This is a genomic window from Pseudomonas sp. W2Aug9 (assembly GCF_023127755.1).
Taxonomy (GTDB): domain Bacteria; phylum Pseudomonadota; class Gammaproteobacteria; order Pseudomonadales; family Pseudomonadaceae; genus Aquipseudomonas; species Aquipseudomonas synxantha_A.
The window spans coordinates 894,982-911,987 of the sequence record NZ_SPKL01000010.1; the positions used below are offsets into that span (position 1 = coordinate 894,982).

The 17,006-nt window shown below is 53.3% G+C and carries 14 protein-coding genes; 10 read left to right on the top strand and 4 right to left on the bottom strand.

Annotation, left to right across the window (positions count from 1 at the left end):
• The 6 genes from E3O56_RS11030 to E3O56_RS11055 form a co-directional block, all read left to right on the top strand.
• The coding region (locus tag E3O56_RS11030) for a glycosyltransferase (protein WP_148852316.1) at positions 1-1,025 on the top strand (1,025 nt) is incomplete at its 5' end.
• Complete coding sequence (locus E3O56_RS11035) at positions 1,025-2,206, top strand: FAD-dependent oxidoreductase (RefSeq protein ID WP_148852315.1); 1,182 nt, start codon at positions 1,025-1,027, stop codon at positions 2,204-2,206. The genes E3O56_RS11030 and E3O56_RS11035, both read left to right, overlap by 1 nt.
• Complete coding sequence (locus E3O56_RS11040; RefSeq protein WP_148852314.1) at positions 2,199-2,993, top strand: NAD(P)-dependent oxidoreductase; 795 nt, start codon at positions 2,199-2,201, stop codon at positions 2,991-2,993. Before E3O56_RS11035 ends, E3O56_RS11040 begins: the two co-directional genes overlap by 8 nt.
• A complete protein-coding gene (locus tag E3O56_RS11045) occupies positions 2,990-3,814 on the top strand; it encodes a sugar phosphate isomerase/epimerase family protein (protein WP_148852313.1) in 825 nt (274 codons plus the stop codon). The genes E3O56_RS11040 and E3O56_RS11045 overlap by 4 nt, the downstream gene beginning before the upstream one ends.
• Positions 3,811-4,173 (top strand): SMR family transporter, encoded by a 363-nt coding sequence (locus E3O56_RS11050; protein WP_241092111.1) that lies wholly within the window; start codon positions 3,811-3,813, stop codon positions 4,171-4,173. The genes E3O56_RS11045 and E3O56_RS11050 overlap by 4 nt, the downstream gene beginning before the upstream one ends.
• A gap of 11 nt (positions 4,174-4,184) precedes the next feature.
• Positions 4,185-4,994: a glycosyltransferase family 2 protein gene (locus E3O56_RS11055; protein WP_148852312.1), complete on the top strand. Its 810-nt coding sequence runs from the start codon at positions 4,185-4,187 to the stop codon at positions 4,992-4,994.
• Positions 4,995-5,141: 147 nt separating this feature from the next.
• Here E3O56_RS11055 and E3O56_RS11060 read toward each other — a convergent pair whose 3' ends face one another.
• On the bottom strand, positions 5,142-6,008 hold the full coding sequence (locus E3O56_RS11060; RefSeq protein WP_148852311.1) for an acyltransferase: 867 nt from the start codon (positions 6,006-6,008) through the stop codon (positions 5,142-5,144).
• 309 nt (positions 6,009-6,317) lie between these two features.
• Positions 6,318-7,637 (bottom strand): hypothetical protein, encoded by a 1,320-nt coding sequence (locus tag E3O56_RS11065; protein ID WP_148852310.1) that lies wholly within the window; start codon positions 7,635-7,637, stop codon positions 6,318-6,320.
• Between the two features lie 177 nt (positions 7,638-7,814).
• Between E3O56_RS11065 and E3O56_RS11070 the strand changes: the two genes are divergently transcribed.
• The 3 genes from E3O56_RS11070 to E3O56_RS11080 all read left to right on the top strand — a co-directional run bounded on the left by E3O56_RS11070 (position 7,815) and on the right by E3O56_RS11080 (position 9,795).
• The gene (locus tag E3O56_RS11070; protein WP_148852309.1) at positions 7,815-8,147 is read left to right on the top strand and encodes a ComEA family DNA-binding protein; all 333 of its coding nucleotides are present in this window, start codon (positions 7,815-7,817) and stop codon (positions 8,145-8,147) included.
• Positions 8,148-8,287: 140 nt separating this feature from the next.
• Positions 8,288-8,932 carry a GntR family transcriptional regulator gene (locus E3O56_RS11075; protein ID WP_103733583.1) on the top strand — a complete coding sequence of 215 codons (645 nt, stop codon included), beginning with the start codon at positions 8,288-8,290 and terminating at the stop codon, positions 8,930-8,932.
• A 14-nt stretch (positions 8,933-8,946) separates the two neighbouring features.
• Positions 8,947-9,795 (top strand): DUF1989 domain-containing protein, encoded by an 849-nt coding sequence (locus tag E3O56_RS11080; RefSeq protein ID WP_032877162.1) that lies wholly within the window; start codon positions 8,947-8,949, stop codon positions 9,793-9,795.
• Between the two features lie 8 nt (positions 9,796-9,803).
• Here the strand turns inward: E3O56_RS11080 and E3O56_RS11085 are convergent, their stop codons facing one another.
• On the bottom strand, positions 9,804-9,971 hold the full coding sequence (locus E3O56_RS11085; protein WP_003172675.1) for a DUF2897 family protein: 168 nt from the start codon (positions 9,969-9,971) through the stop codon (positions 9,804-9,806).
• 110 nt (positions 9,972-10,081) lie between these two features.
• Positions 10,082-11,446, bottom strand: coding sequence for an ethanolamine permease (gene eat, locus E3O56_RS11090; RefSeq protein WP_248128211.1), 1,365 nt, complete (start codon positions 11,444-11,446; stop codon positions 10,082-10,084).
• A gap of 380 nt (positions 11,447-11,826) precedes the next feature.
• Between eat and E3O56_RS11095 the strand changes: the two genes are divergently transcribed.
• Positions 11,827-16,971 carry a hypothetical protein gene (locus tag E3O56_RS11095; RefSeq protein ID WP_248128212.1) on the top strand — a complete coding sequence of 1,715 codons (5,145 nt, stop codon included), beginning with the start codon at positions 11,827-11,829 and terminating at the stop codon, positions 16,969-16,971.
• Positions 16,972-17,006: the final 35 nt, after the last annotated feature.

The window sequence follows — 17,006 nt, forward strand, 5'->3', positions numbered from 1 at the left end:
GCATGGATTATTTCCCCTGTTTTTTGTCTGTCGTGTTCGTGGCACGAAATCAGTCGGGCAGTGTGGCGAGAATTCTCGCTGATGCAGCGCTTATCATTGCTGATACTGTCGCGGATTATGAATTGATTGTGGTGGATAATGCCTCCGACGATGACAGCGTGTCGGTATTGAAAGGACTCACGGCTGAAAACGGACTCGCAAATCTGCAGGTGTATGCACTTACCAAGGAAGTGGATACGGACACCGCATTTTGGGTTGGCCTGGAAAATGCGCTGGGAGATTTCGTCGTTGTAATTGACCCATTAGCCGATGATGTAGCCTTTATCCCGACTATGCTTGATCAAGCGCTGAGCGGCGCCGATGTTGTATTTGCTAATAACGCCATGAAGCCCGCGCAGGGGCCAATGTACCGAGCGGCTAATTTTGTTTTTCATAGCCTTTACAACCGATTTAACGGCGTGCATCTGGCCAGGGAGGCGCCGCAGTATCGCATTTTGAGCAAGCGAGTAATCAATTTCATTCTTCAGCATCCGCAGCCTGTAATGACCTATAGGCACTTACCTGCAACGGGTGGTTTTGCCAAAGCATATTTGAATTACAGTTCTACCCCGCAAACCTCGCAGCGTAAACGCCTGGGTGAAAGCATTGATCGTGGCATGCGCTTGCTGATCTCGACTACACGCGCTCCAATGCGATTGGTCACGTCTCTCTCGTTGTTTGGGGCCATTGCAAACCTGCTGTACTGCATTTACGTCATTGCCGTAGGCATTTTAAAAAGCGATGTTGCCCCAGGTTGGATCAGTCTCTCGTTGCAACAATCTGGTATGTTCTTTCTCATCTCTCTGGTGTTGTTGGTATTGGGTGAATACATTCTAAACATGGCAAGCCTGTCGAACGAGGGGCCTCTTTATCATGTTGGGCAAGAGTTCACCAGTGCGCGGATGACCCGTTGTGAAAAATTGAATGTTGAGGAGTGGGTGTCAGAGTCGGCGGATAAGGTAATTCCGACCAGTGACCGTGCCTGATGTCGGGGCTAAACCAAGGCGACATATGCCACGATGCGATAGTCATCGGGGGTGGGTTCTACGGCGCCGCTATCGCTATTTATCTGGCCAGGCAACGTGGATTCAAGCGTATTCTATTAATTGAGCGCGAGTCGGCGTTATTGATGCGTGCGTCTTATAACAACCAGGCGCGTGTCCATAACGGCTACCATTACCCGCGCAGTTTCACCACTGCCTATCGCAGTCGAGTAAACCTGCCGAAATTTGTTCGGGACTGGCCGCTCGCCATAAAGCAAGACTTCACCAAGCTCTATGCTATTGCCCGACGCAACTCAAAAGTTACGGCTAAACAGTTTGAGCGATTTTGCCGGGAGATCGGCGCAGGCATCAAGCCGGCTGAGCCTTCTTTACGTGCGTTGTTTGAACCTCGATTAATTGAGCAGGTATATTGGGTCAATGAGTGCGCATTTGACACCTCGCAACTTTCCACGTGGGCTTCGCGGGAACTTAAAGAGTGTGGCGTGCAGGTTCATTATCAAACCCGCGTTGTGGCTATTTCAAAAGGGCGGCTGGCACCGCTGGCGGTGGTAGCTGACCCTGTGCAGGGAGGGCAGCAAGTCATCGCCTGTCGCTATGTATTCAACTGTACGTATAGCGGACTAAACCAATTTGGCGGAGACTTTCCAGGCGTCGGTTTAGGCCTAAAGCAAGAGATTACAGAAATGGCCCTGCTCCAGATGCCGCCTGCACTTGAGAATGTGGGCGTCACAGTGATGGATGGTCCGTTCTTCTCGATGATGCCGTTTCCCGCACGCGGGCTCCATACGTTGTCTCATGTGCGCTATACACCGCACCTTCATTGGAATGATCGGCAAGGGCTCGATCCTTATCAGAAACTTGGCCAATACGATCGTGCCACGCGCGTTGATAAGATGCTCAGGGACGTAGGTCGCTATATTCCTGAGGCGTTAAAGGCCAAACATATTGACTCATTATTTGAGGTTAAAACCGTTTTACTGAAGAATGAAGGCGACGACGGAAGGCCGATTCTATTTGAGAAACACACTGGTTTGCCAGGCGCCTACTCAGTGCTGGGTGGTAAAATCGACAATATTTATGACGTGCTTGAAAAGCTGGATGCTGAGAGTTTTTTCACCGATAGCGATCGAGCCACGTCGATGTCTGGAGGTACGGATGCGTAACGCGCTGATTGGATATTCTGGATATGTAGGGGGCACACTCCTCAAGCAAACTGCCTTCGCGTCGTTGTACCGCTCAACGAATATCGGTGACATCGATCATCAGTCATTTGATAGCGTCGTGTGTGCGGCTGCTCCCGCGCAAAAATGGCTTGCTAACCGGGAGCCTGAAGATGACCTCAAGAAGATTGAGACATTGATTGATCATCTTAAAACCATAGAATGCAAGACCTTTATTTTGATCAGTACGGTAGATGTTTTCAAGCATCCTATAGGGGTCGATGAGGATGCTCCTGTAGACGAATCAGGTTTGCACGCTTACGGTTTGCATCGTCGGATATTGGAAGTGTTTGTTGAGAAACATTTTTCGAGTTGTCTTGTTGTGCGTTTGCCGGGACTCGTGGGCCCGGGGCTACGTAAGAATGTTATTTTTGATTTTTTGAATGACCACAATCTTCACGCAGTGGATAGCCGGGGCGTGTTCCAATTTTACCCCATGGTCAACCTCTGGCATGACATCCAAACAGCGCTTGATGCCAAGCTCAAGTTGATCCACCTGACGGCGGCACCCGTCAGTGTGGAGCAGATTTCGCTGCAAGGTTTTGGTCGGCCTTTTTCCCATACCTTGAGCCACTCGCCTGCGTCGTATGACCTGCGTACCAAATACGCTCACATATTCGATGCTGCTGGTTTCTATCAAAATAGTGTTCGCGAAACTATGCTGGCGGTCAGAGCATACGCGCAGTCTGAGTCCCGCACGATTAAACCTGACATAGGGTCGAAGACATGAGGTTGGCTATATCCAACATTGCATGGGACATTTGCGAGGATGAAGCCGTCGCTGCCTTGCTTCGGCAGTTTGCTGTAGACGCGATAGATATTGCCCCTGGCAAGTATTTTCCTGAACCTACCAAAGCGACAGGTGAGGATATCGCTCAAGTCAAAGCTTGGTGGGCTGAGCGAGGAGTCGAAATCACCGGTATGCAGGCGTTGTTGTTTGGTACGGCGGGACTGAATATCTTTGGTTCCGCGCAAAGTCGGGCTGATCTGCTTACACACTTGGCCGCAATATGTCGGATCGGTGCCGGCTTGGGCGGGACGCGACTAGTTTTTGGCTCACCGAGAAATCGGGATCGCGCTGGACTGGATGATCAAGAGGCGCTGGACATTGCGATTCCCTTTTTTCGTGAGTTGGGCGATCTCGCTCAGGCGTACGGCGTGACGCTCTGTCTGGAGCCCAACCCCGCGTGTTACGGCGCGAATTTTATGACCACGAATGTTGAGACTGCCAGGGTGGTTCGTGCTGTCGCGCATCCTTCTATCCGTATGCAGTTTGACACAGGCGCACTCGCGATTAACCGGGAAGATCCGCTGGAGGTCCTGGGAGATTGTGCTCAATTGATCGGGCATGTGCATGCCAGCGAGCCCAATCTTTTACCTTTGGGCGATGGCCATACTGACCACGTGGCAATGGCCGCCGCGCTGGGGCGCTACCTGCCGGCTCATCTCGTTTCCATAGAAATGGTAGCAACCGGGAACGAGCCACATTTAGCGTCGATTAAACGCGCTATCCAGGTAGCCACTCTTCGTTACCGTGGGGTCAGTGTATGAGTATGAAATGGCTCATTCTCATTCTTGGTATTCTTTGCAATGCGTCCGCAAGCGTGTTGGTGAAGATGTCCATGATTCCACCACGTAAGTTTCCATCCCCCAGCGATCCCATGACCGCGTTGAGTAACTGGCCATTTTGGCTAGGGCTTGGTTTGTATGGTGGGGCGTTTGTTCTTTATGCAGCAGCATTGGCGCGTCTCCCGATGAATGTTGCCCACCCGGTCCTGACGGCTGGAGCGATTGCGACCGTTGCTGTGTTTTCGGTTGTTTTTTTTCGTGAATCCTTCCACTGGACCACAGCGGTCGGGATCGTACTGATAATCGCCGGCGTCGGGCTGATCACAGCTCGCGTGACTTGATGGAAATCCAAATGATCCTTTCGGATATTGCTGTTGTCCGCGCAACATGGCAAGTACCCGCGTATGACACCCCACTCTGGCTTGGGCGCCAACACTCCTCGTGCGTCGTAATCCCTGTCATTAACGAAGGTGAACGAATTAAAAATTTGCTCGCGAGGATGTCCGCACTTCACGTCGAGAATATTGCTGACATCATCATTGTTGATGGCGGCACCACGGATGGTTCGCTGGAGTTGCAGGATTTGGAGCCGCTTGGCGTACGGGGGCTACTGGTCAAGACGGCCGTAGGAAAACTTAGTGCACAGCTTCGTTGCGCTTACTCCTTTGCGCTCGATCAGGGTTATGAGGGCATCGTTACCATCGATGGTAATGATAAAGATGATCCAGAAGCCATTCCGCGCTTTATAGCAGCGCTGGAGCAGGGCGCTGATTTTGTACAAGCTTCGCGATTCGTTGCAGGGGGCGTGGCTGAAAATACCCCCAAATCAAGAGACTTCGCCATTCGCTTTATCCATGCTCCGATGTTGAGCCAGTTCTCCGGGTTCAAGTGGACAGACACGACTCAGGGCTTTCGGGCGTATAGCCGGAAAATGCTACTGGATCCCAAGTTGGCTGTGTTCCGTGATGTCTTTATGACGTATGAATTACTCGCTTACCTGTCATGTCGGGCCCCAAGGTTGGGATATCGTTGTGTTGAACTGCCTACCGTGCGGCGATACCCTAAAGGTGAGGTACCGACAAAAATTAGCAGTGTGAGGGGTAATCTGTCTGTCTTGACGGTGTTGTTTAAGTCATGTTTCGGTAGTTACAATCCTCGTTAACAGGTCGATATGCGATGGCTCTTTCATATGAGCAGTTCGCCTGATGAGGTCGAATCGGGATGTAGCGTTTATGTGGTTGGCTCGATAGCCTGTGTCGACGTGAAACCGGTGCTTATCACCGCATGGTGATAAGCACGCCAGTTTTAGTTAACCCCTTAGAAACCGTGCTTTGTTGCCGGACAGGTAGCGCATTACCCTTTCTTCGGAAAGTGTAAATCCTTTGGTGTAGGTTTTGCTTTCGATGCAGGCTTTGGATTTGATTTCTTGATTGACCGCAGCGCTGTAGCTTTCAGTGTACTTGAACATAATGATTTGGTCGTTCAAGTCGCCGGTTGAGTGAATTGTCAGCTTATCGTTGTCTTCATTTTTGAACGCGAAAGCATGGTTGGATGCATCACAGAAGTCCTTGATCCAACTGCAAAGCATTTCAAACTTCTCATCCAGCGACTTGTGCGCGTAAGCGTTGATACTTTCTTTGACTTTGGCGGGGGCGCCAGCAACCGTAACGTTTTCTGGCACCGACTTGATAATGTTCGAGCCGCTGAGGCACACGGTTCTCTTACCAATCGTGACACCAGAGCCGACAGTGCATGAGCCCACCAACCAGGCATTGTCCTGGATGACTACCGGGTCGGCGGAGTAGAAGAGGCAGCCTTCAATCTGTTCACCTGCGGCTATGTGCGTCCAAATCTGCGAATACATACCAACTCTAACACCATTGCCGATCGTCAGGCCGCCTGTGCCGTCAATCACACAGTTTTGGCCAAACCAGCAGTGTTGTCCTATTGATACGCCCTTCGTACTTAATACAAGGCAGTCCGAGTGCAGGGTGCTCCAATCATCAATTAATACATCGCCGTCTTCAATGATGACTTTTACACCATCTCCCAGGGTGACATAGTCACCCAGGGTTAGCGTTCTGTTACTCTTGAAGATGAACTTTACGTTATTGCCAATCGAACAGTTTTTACCAATATTAACAATGCCGATACCGTGAATTTCATAATTTTGCATCAACAACTACCCATTTTGGTTTTTTGGCTCAGGCAGAGTTATCGGCATTCGTCCTGGGAACACGACCGAACGCCGACGTCGGTCCAAGTAGTGACGTGTAATTAAATCATATGATGATGGTATCTGTCCTACATGCAGGCAATCGGCCTTGATGCGGTTTGAGGTCGAGTCGCTAGCCTGTAGCGACCCTACCGGATCCGCGTTCGTACTGAAACCCTCATGATCGGTACGTAAAGAGAGCTTCAGACTCGGGCGAGCGCTCGTTTACGGAAAAAATGGGGGCGGAGGGGAGGGAGCGCAGCTTTCGACTCAACCGGATGTGGCCGGTTTTTTAAAGTGGATATTTATGAACAGAACGATTGAAAGAGTAGTTATAAAAATCATCCAGTAGGCGTATCGCAGGTCGTTGGCCGGTGTGATGAGTAGATAGCTTGTCGTGTAGGACAGCCCTGACAGGGGTAAAAGCCAAAGTGAATGTGCCCTGCAGTGTCGGCTGAGTTGAAATGCGCCAATCAATAATATGGATGTGATAAGCCAGCTATAAGGTTTGAACAGTTCGGGAAGTATTATTATCGAGGTTGTAACGTAATCAGCGATATATTTTTCTACCGGCGAGACCGACCTGATCCCTGCATTGGGCTCATACGGCTGATTCATGACACGGAATTCAGTAGGGTAATATGGAGGGAGGGAGGGCGAGCGTATGAAGTTTAAAAAAGCATTCAACCGGAATGCTCCATACTCCAGAATATTTCGCGGCACATACTGGATCCACGCGTCTTTGAGTTCCTGATAATGAGCTTGGGTTATGGTGGTGAATTTTTCATTGCTCAGACAAAAGGCGGCGCCTACTTCATGAACATTCAGATACTCACACTGTTTGATGGCATTCATGTCGTCCGGGCTCAAAAAGCTTACAGGCACTTCCACACCTCTGACTTTGAGTGCAACGATGTCATCGAACATCACATAACTAACTGAATTGGCTTTTTTTGCCCCAATCAAAGGGGTGACGCATAAATGCGCCAGGCCGATTATCGCGCTGCTGATGAAGATAAAAAATATTGTGCTCTTGATGGTGTGAACTTTTAAAATAGAGTTGATCAGGAATGGCAGTAAAAAGATCCCGGCGCTTAAAGAGTTGGTTCGTACTAACGCACCGTATATAAATAATGCTGAGACAAGGAGCGCAGCAGTCTTGGGGAATTTTTGGTGGTCTTTATAATATAAGCAGATCGCAGTAGCCAGGCCCCAGGAGTAGGCCATGGCCACATCTTTCCAGAGGGTAAATTCGAAGTTTAAGATCCAGGGAGCAATGGGTATCAGCAAGAAAAGCATGCCATAGGAGTATCCCTCTCTAATACACGTTTTATATAAAATTAGCACGGTTGCCCATAGCAGGCCGCACTGCAATAGGAACATTCCTCCCGGACCATTTGTAAGGGGCAGCAACCAACTCCATACGTAAGCCATTGTGGGCGGTTGCCAATCGCTGTATTCCCCGGCTCTCGCTTGTCTGAGCTGGTCCATGCTGTCCCATGTCATCGCACCTGGATAAAACGAGAAAATCGAGACCATCGACAGGATGAAAAGCGCCAATCCGATCAGGTTCAAATATTGCTTTTTCACCGCGCAGTCCTTGGTTAGAGTCTCATTATCAGGCGCAACTTTATCATTGGGTCATGAGTTAGGCATCATTCATACTCTGTTACTCACCGATTTTTGACACCCTCCAACATTCGCCTAAGTTAGAGAAGCAGCTTCGGAAAAGCTGCTTTACCTCACTCATGTCATGGAGCGTCACCAATGCAAAACCTCTACATCTCGTCCCTCGTCTTCGCCTTCCTCACCTCCCTCTCCGTCGCCACCATCGCTGCGCCTTCCATCAAGCCGGAAGCCCCCGCCCCGATCTCCACCCAAATGACCAAGATCGAGCAATCCACCAAGGTCAACCTCAACGCCGCCGATGCCGAAACCCTGCGCCGCGACCTGTTCGGTATCGGCGCTTCCAAGGCGAAGGCAATCGTTGCGTATCGCGAAAGCAACGGTCCGTTCACGGCGGTGGATGAGTTACTGGAAGTAAAAGGCATCGGTAAAGCACTGCTGGAGAAGAATCGCGACAGATTGGTTATTAATTGAAGATGCGAAGATAGCCCCAGAAGGCCGGTCATTGACCGGCCTTTCCTTTATCAACGCTGCGTCTATTTACTCTCAGGCCGCGTTGGCATGAAACGTGATTACATTCAACTCAACGATTGTTCAACAATCTTGAGGTGTACATGACGTCCAGCTTGTCTTTAGCCGACCAAATCGCCCTGGAATTACGCGCCGACATTATCGGCGGGCGGCTGCTGCCGGGTGTGTCGCTCGTCGAGGCCGACTTAGTCAAGGGCTACAACGCCTCGCGCAATACTATCCGTGAGGCGTTGCATCGCTTGGGCCAAGAAGGGCTTACCCGCTATGTCCGCAATAAGGGCGTAATGGTTCGGCGCCTGCAGCGGGCAGAAGTACGTGACCTCTTCGTAGTCCGCCGCACCCTGCAATTGCAGGCCATAGCCCAAAGCGGCCCGCTGACGGACACTCAATCAGGCCGCATGCAAAACGCTATCGACGCCACCACCCTGGCCCGGGAGCGCGAAGATTGGCGAGCGGTGGCTACCCACAGTCTTGTTTTCCACCAACAGATCGTCGCGTTGATGGACAGCCCACTGTTCGACGAGTTTTTTGCCCAGGTGATCGCCCAGCTGCGCCTGGTGTTTTGCGCCGCGCCGGATGAGCAGAGTTTCCAGTTACCCTGGCTGGAGCGCGACCATGAGATATACACGCTGTTAACCCGCAACCAAACCCAGGCCGCCAGCGAGGCGATGAGCCTGTACCTGGATGATTCGGAACATCTTTCCCTGGCCTTGTTTGATCACCCTTGATGGAGGATTGCCCCATGTACAAAGACTATCCGGCCGCGTACCAAGTCAGCAAAGGCTCAGCATTGCAGGTGGATACGGCGTTCTATGAGCGCATTCGTGATCAGAAAACCCAGCGCACGTTGATCGAACAGTTCGAGGTACCTATCCGTACGGGCAGGGCATGGAAAGTGCCGGCCGGGCATGTGTTCCGTGTGACCACGCCGGTGGGCCCGCAGGTGGGGGACTTCAACGTATGGAACGCCAATGACCCGCGCGAGCGTTTGTGGGCTGCGCGCACTCGGCAGCTTCAGGGTGCCCATGTCAGCACCCATGATCGCTTGTGGTCGAACCTGCCTTTTCTACGACCACTGGTGACCATCACCGACGACAGCCTCGCCAGTTACGGCATCGATGAATACGGCGGGCGCCTGCACGATTTGCTCGGTACGCGCTGCGATCCCTATGTGAACCGGATGCTGACTGGGGAGGACTTTCATCACCATTGCCACTCGAACTTGACCCGTGCGGTATTGCCCCATGGGCTGACGGAATTCGACGTGCATGACGTGTTGAATATTTTCCAGTGCACGGGCCTCAATCACGATGACATGTACTTTATGAAAGCCTGTCCGGCGCAGAAGGGTGATTACCTGGAGTTTTTTGCCGAGATTGATTTGCTGTGTGCGTTGTCGACGTGCCCTGGCGGGGATTTATCGCTACCGATGTGGGGGCCGGATGCGCAGGATCCGCTGACGGTGTGTCGTCCGTTGGGGGTGGAGATCTACCGGTTGGAGGATGAGTTGCTCAATGGCTGGAGCCAGCCGGAACGTGCTGCCTACAAGGGGCAGCACGGTTTGCATATCGCCAAGGCGGATTGGGAGTAACTCAAGGTTCAGCGATCCTGCGCATCCTTGGCATCCGCCTGCGCATTGCGCTCGGCCACGCGTTTACGTTGTTCGTCGGTGAGTTCGACTTTGTTGGCGCTGTCGCGCAGCATCATCAGCCCTCCGACGATCGACCCGATTGCGACTACCATAATCAACCACGCATACCACGGCATAAGGCTCTCCTTGAGGCAGATGTCCGTGGGAAAGTTTCCCACGGTAATGACTGCTTTGAGTCACGGGCTTTCTGAGTAGTTCAGTGTAGGCCCGTTCTGCCTCGCGGGCGCTATAGTCCCGTCAACATCGCATCTGTCGGGGCGTCGGCGCGGTCTTGCGCGGTCAGTTGGAAATAGATGAAGCCTGCCAGCATAAAGCCCAGGAAGATCAGCCCGATCAGGGCGTTGAACCAGGCCATCGCCACCAGGCACACCACTGCCAGTACCAGTGCAATACCCGGCACGATGGGGTAGCCCGGTGCGCGAAAGGTGCGTTCCAGCAGGGGCTCGGTCTTACGCAGTTTGAACAGGCTGAGCATGCTCATGATGTACATGACGATGGCGCCGAACACCGCCATGGTGATCATGGCGGCGGTCAGGGTCATGCCGCCCAGGTTGATCAGGCCGTCGCTGTAGATGGCGGCGATGCCGACCACGCCGCCGGCAATGATGGCGCGGTGGGGCGTCTGGAAACGCGACAGTTTGGCCAGGAAGGGCGGCAGGTAACCGGCGCGGGCCAGGGCGAAGAACTGGCGCGAGTAGCCGAGGATGATGCCGTGGAAGCTCGCCACCAACCCAAACAGGCCAATCCACACCAGCATGTGCAACCAGCCGGAGCTTTCGCCGACTACGGTTTTCATCGCCTGGGGCAGTGGGTCGTTGATGTTCGACAAGGTGCGCCAGTCGCCTACGCCACCGGCGAAGAACATTACGCCCATGGCCAGGAACACCAGGGTGAGGATGCCGCTGATGTAGGCTTTTGGAATCGTGCGTTTGGGGTCCTTGGCTTCTTCGGCGGCCATGGCGGCACCTTCGATGGCGAGGAAGAACCAGATGGCGAAGGGAATAGCGGCAAACATCCCGGCAATCGCCGGCGCGCCGAAGGTGTCGGAACCGGCCCAGCCGTTGAGGGCGAAGTTGCTGAAGCTGAACGCCGGGGCGACCACGCCCATGAACACCAGCAGTTCGGCGACGGCGAGTACGCACACCACCAGCTCAAAGGTCGCGGCAAGTTTGACCCCGAGGATGTTCAGGCCCATGAACACGATATAAGCGCCGACGGCGGCGTGCTTGGGATCAAGTGCCGGGAATTGCACGTTCAGGTAGGCGCCGATGGCCAGGGCAATTGCGGGCGGGGCGAAGACGAATTCGATCAAGGTAGCCAGCCCGGCAATCAAGCCGCCTTTTTCACCAAAGGCGCGACGGCTGTAGGCAAAGGGGCCTCCGGCATGGGGAATGGCGGTAGTCAGCTCGGTAAAACTGAAGATGAAGCAGGTGTACATCGCGGCGACCATCAACGAAGTGACCAGAAAGCCTAAGGTGCCGGCCACGCCCCAGCCGTAGCTCCAGCCAAAGTACTCGCCGGAAATCACCAGCCCCACGGCGATGCCCCAGAGATGCAGGGTGCCTAAGGTGGGTTTGAGTTGTGTGTTCATTGTGCTGCGCTCCCTGAACCGTTGTAAATGGTTCAGCGTGTTGCAGCAGGCGTGCCATGCCATGGGGATACGTCGTAAAGCGGCGCCAGTGTCGCTTGGAGGATGGTTTTGTGTTTGAAGTTTTCCGGTGCGCACCAGATATGTGCGCCAGCCCGGTCGGTTTATCCGCCATGACCTGACGGTGGTGCATGTCTTGGCCCATGACATGGTTGCAATCAACGGGCTGTTGGAGGCGGTCCATTTACGCTTACTTACTATTACTGATCGACCTTGTCGGAACTGTTCCCTGCTCAGTTTTCACTATGCGGTGCCCATTCAGGAAGAGTGTTACATGAATAATCGTCAGGGACGCATGGGTTAATACATCCGAGAAAGCCGAAATGACTTCAGCTGTGACTGGTCTTCATGCGCGCCGGGATCTGCCCCCCTCGCACAGCGTTCTATTGCCCGAGGCCAATGCCCTATCGCCGGCAAATGAGCCATCAACGATTCCTCATGTGAAGGGCATTGCCCCCATCAGCGTGACCCCGGCAGGCTTGAAAAACGGCCGGCAAATCAGCGAAAAACACCTTCAGTTGCTTCACCAATTTCGGGCGCTGAATCAGCAAATCCACGCACTGACGGGCCAGCAGCCAACCCTTTCGAGCGTCATCGAACAGCAACTCGCTGAGGCGCTCTACAAACAGACGCCGCTGGACGCCACTAAACTCTATTTTCATCGCTATCACACTGATGAGCAGGGGCAGCGCACATTGCTCTCTGTAGAGCCTGCCACTGCGGCACTCTTTAACGCGCTCAAGACCTCCAAGGGGCTCGGTGGCTCGGACGCCTCCACAAGCCCCGCCACCACAGACTGCGGTTTTTATCTGGGGGACGCGCCGGCCGAACGCGATAAACAACTGGACGCTGCCGGTAGCCTGTTGTCGATTGCCCAAACCATCGAAAAAGAGCTGCCCTCGAGCCTTGCCCGATTCTGGACGGAGCCACGCTCTGGCGAAGCGAACCCTGAGGCACGGCAAGGCGAGTTACTGCGTATTCAACGGCAGATGTTGTCTACCCTTGCAGCGCTTCAGGTAGAAGAAGGCACAATGCTCCCGGCCGCCAAAGTGCTGATCGACAAAGCGATTGAATACCCCACTCTGGAGGCGCGGGAAAGCGCCATGCAGGATGGAGAGCGGCCTGGGGTGTATCCGCTCAAGCTCGATACGCCAAAGCCCAACGGTACGTTGATGGCAGGCGCCTTCCTGATCACGAGTAGTGACGGTTCGTCGACACAGCGCCCGTTCAATAACTCGGACACCAACAGGGCACTATCGCCCAGCGAGCAACGCGGCCTCACGGTGCTTTATACCCCCCGCGATGGCTACGAGGTGTTCGACAGCCCGGCCAAAGCCCTGCAAGCCTGGCGCCAGCGCCTCAGCAACAACGCTTATGCCGCGCAACAGGCCAAGCAGCGTTTGCCGATTTCGGTCGAGCAAAGCCTCAAGCCTGGTTGGGAAAACGAGCTGAGCCAAACCCTTATTCCACTCACCACTGACGTCATTGCCGCAGGCGTACCGCAGCTGCTCGAACGCCAGCAGCAGCAGGTAAACACCGAGCTGCAAGCGCTATTCGACGATGATAGGGGTGTAGCGAACACGGACCCTTGGCAACGATCGCAAACGCTCAGGGACTTGGATCAGGCGTCTGCTCTGGCGCCACATTTCAGCGCCGATAACGTTCTGCGGGCACGCAATGAGTGGCTGCTGGAGCGTTTGAGCGAGCAGGACAATCTCCAGGTGATGCAGCAACGGACAGCGAATCGCAGCAACTGGCAGTATTTGGCACAACAGCTTAACCAGGCCGGCCAGGCGCTACCGGAAAATGCCACGGCGCAGGACATATCGGCCCTCTTGAAAAGTACGCCGATGAGAATTGCCCCGGACTCTGCTCATTACCAGTCATCTGTCCGCGAACCCGGTAAGTCGATCAGTCTGGAGGCATTCATCAACGAAAATGACTTGCCCCTGCCCAAGACCCTGGACGAGCTGCTTTCCCTGGCACAAACGGCAATTGCAAGGGCCCAGCAGCACCCGTTAGGCAATTTCGGGGGCGGCCTGTCCTGGCCGATTCCTATGACTGCCCGCGAGCAGCAGACGGTGCGGGCCGTCGCCAGTGACTATAAGGTCAGCACGCAGATGGGGCTGCTGGACTACCTGAACACGCGTCAACCGCTCTCTCAGGACGTATTGCAGGATCCAGTGAAGACGCTGGAGGCCCTCGTGGGCTCCCCGCAAGGGCATGCGCTGGGACTAGAGATGCAAACCAATTTGGGTGGCGTCTCCACGGACATCAGCGTCAATGACTATACGCTGGCACTCATGAATCTGGCGCTGGACCCGGAGTCTCTCACCAGGGCGCATCGAAATTGGGTAGCCGGTTTCGACCTGACCGATAAAAAATATTGGGGCCAGCCCCTCTCAGCCATCATCGAAGGCCTGAGCCGGCACCTGATTGAAACCGGCCGTGCATCATCGGCGATGGCCAAGGCGGGGGCGTACCTGTTGCTGATGCGGGCAGCGCCGCAATTACTGGTCAAAGATGTCCCCGACAGTGTGGTCTACGGCAGTGTGGCGTGGGCGACTCTGTGCATTGCGGTCGCCGCCATCGAAGCCCAGTCACCCGGCAGCGTCGCCCATATGACCTACGCTGAAGTGATGATCGCCGCCGACGCCCGAGACGCGGCTCCCAAGCCTGCGCAAACGGCGATACTGCTCAATTGGGCTGTGGCCAATAACATTCTCAACGGAAAACAGGATGCGCTTTACACCCAGGACGACATCAACAAAGCGCAAGCGGCTTTCAACCATCAGCAAACAGAACTCGAAAAAGCTTCGGCTTTACTGGATACGCCCCTGCCAAGCCGTCGAGAGATCGCCCTGGCGTTACTCAAGAAGACGTTTGGGGAAAACGTAGCGTTCGAGGAGCCTAAATTCGCCAAAACTTCGCCCTACGCGTCCTACGCTCCTGGCATTTCTTATTCCATGCTGGATATCGTCATGGAAGGGAATGCAATGGATGAACGCTGGAAAATTATTAAAGGAGGCGATGGCATTGATCTTGCGAGGTTTACTGCTTTTACTAAGAGTCCGGAATTTAGTATTCAAAAAGATTTTGATGAGGCATTTTCAACGGTAACAGCCAACCATAAGGCAGTCAAAAAGCTGTCTATTATGAACGCCCTTACCAACTTGCCACCGGAAGATAAAAAAAATCTCAGCTTTGGCGAAATCCAATATTATCAAGAGAAAAGCTATAAAATCGGAACGTTGGGTAATACGTTGTTTCATACCAGTTCCAAGGTAATAGTAACCGCTAAACGCAACGGCACCACCAGTAACTATGAGTTCGATACGGAAAAAGGTCTGATCAAAAACCTTGGCAATATTGAGGTGCCGCGTGATCCTGAGTACATTCAGAACGAGGTTACTAAAACCGAGGAGTTTTTCCCCGATCAAGATTTAAGTAAATGGGTCGATGGCAGTAATACGCTAGCGGCTATATTACCGTTTGGCGTGAGACATGCTGATGATATCAAACGACACATTCTTGATCAGCCAAGAGCCTCCGCACCGTCTGCACCGTACCTGTTCACCGACGAACGAGCCAACCATATTGCTGACTCGATTGTTAAGGCACTGGACTTCGATAACCCTGCCATTCGGAAAGCCGCTATGGGGGCGACGCGGTCCGAACAGGGGGCGGAACAGGAGAAAGTGATAGGGAATTTTCTTCTCGACTTTATTCCCTTTCGATCGGCAATTGTCAACTTTATAGACGGTAACTACAGTGAAGGAATCACCGATGTTGCATTTGATATTTTTGGTTTTATCACCGCTGGTGTCGGTGCTGCTGCCAAAGCAGCGAAAGTGCTGGCTAAAGGGGGGAGCGCACTGAAAAAGGTGCTCAAGGTCACCAAAATAATGGGCACAAGCCTTCTATCCGAGCTTAATCCGCTAGCCGGTGTTGGTGACTTGATTGTGGGGGGGGCGAAAGTGGTCACGCAGGGCGCTGGCCACGTCATTAACAACTTCCGGTTCGTCAAGAGCACATTAGGCCGGCCGGAACTCATCAACCTCAGTAAGCGTTATGACGCGGTAGCCAACGGTACATTCAAGGTTGGCGAGCAGACCCTACATGGATCTGCGGTCTTCCAGAATGGTAAGTGGGGTCTCTATGACCCCATCAGCGGTCGCCCATATGGTACCGCGAAGGGTTTCAAGCCCGAACAAGGTGCAATCAAAGGGGAAATCAAAGGATTCTCTGATTACCTGTCGTGGGAAAGAATAACAAACACATTGGCACCTCCTGTGCCGCCCAACAAAAACTTTCGCACTGACTACAATAACGTTATAGCCGATGCAAAGAGTAAAGACCTCGCCACGTACTCAAAGGGGTGGAGAGAGTTAAACCCAGAAGCCGTCTATGGCTACTCTCCAGCGATGACCATCGATCAGTTAAAACGCCTTGCGGTAGCCCAGCGCCGTACGCCGGGCCAACTCGGTAGTCTGGCAAAACGAATTGCAGATCTCCAAGAACTGCCCGACAGGTTCAAGATGGCCCATCTTAAAGCGGCCCTCACTGACAAAGACGGCTATGCGAGAGGGTATCGCGCAGGGCAGCCGGCAGGGCTAGACAAGTTGACGGAAAAATTGACTCTCGATCAGGTGGCAGAGCTGGCTATCGCACCCGAACGCACACCTGAACAAATTGGTTACTTGGTCAGGCATATGGAAAAGATAAGAGAACAGGCGAGCAAGAGAAACTTCAAACGTTTCAGCGAAGACATTGGATTAACAGACGCCCGCCCGCCTATAGTGATCAAGGGTATTCCTCAAGGGTTGTACCTCAGTCGAGTTGACTTGTTGTCGGAGGGGGAGTGCGCGGCGCTGTCTACGCTGATGGCGGAAGCCCTCAAGCAGGGCAAACACGAAATTTTTCTTGAAAATCTAAGTCAGGCGATGCGCCCCGTGCCTCCGGGCGAGGACATTGCAGAGTTGCGGAAACTGGACCCGGCGAAAGCCGATGCCGAACAACTGCGCGCCACTCAAGTCGCTACCTTCCGTAGTAAGCTGAGCCGGCTTCAGGAAAAAATCGAAACTAAATACCTTCAACCCGGTGAACTTAAACAGGTTCCCTCCACCGGTATCATTTCCGATTTGGCCAGTAGCCGCGAAACGAAAACTTTGTTAATCAGCACCCCAGACCATGGCTTGATGGCCCGTGTTGTGGTTGATCTCAATGGGAACAAGACATGGTTCTATTTTGACCCTAACTATGGTCTTGCGATATTCACCGACGAGACGCAAATGAAAGCGGCCCTGGAAATGACCTTGAGAAAAGGCCAGAGCAAGGCAATGCTGTCGCACTTCGACGGTGAATCGGGCTTACCTGAGTATCAAGTGTCAGTGCTTAAAGAGTCGCAGGTAAATCCCAACGTGGCCGCGGTGCCAGGAGGAGTTTCCGACTTGTTCACGCCTCTGTAATCACTCAGTGGGTCAAAAGGTGGCAGTGCAAGGCG